This window comes from Syntrophomonas sp. UBA5494 (assembly GCF_002426325.1).
Window position 1 is genome coordinate 18,896 of sequence record NZ_DIPG01000121.1, and the last position, 406, is coordinate 19,301.

Consider the following 406-nt stretch of genomic DNA (forward strand, 5'->3'; position numbering starts at 1 on the left):
TGTAAAATAGACATTTTTTCCACCACTCCAGAAGCAGAATCCCTTAAGTTAATTTCCATCATATTGAATAATCCGGGTCAAAATGAGCCATTGTTCCGGAAAGTGAGAGCCACCAGTCCGATGAAAATGAGCCACGTTTCCGGCTAGAGAGCCAGTTGATGATTCTTCTTGTAGAATCCATATATGCACTACCAATGAGATAGTGTAAATCTTTCTACAAGGAGGTCATTAAATGACCAATTATCGAGAGATCCTGCGGCTTCACAGCTTAGGGATCAGCGGGCGCAGTATCGCTGCTAGCTGCGCCTGCTCGCGAAACACCGTTGCTAAAGTACTCAAACGAGCTCAGGAACTTAATGTGTTTTGGCCTTTAAAAGAAGGGATTTCGGACATTGAACTGCAGCAG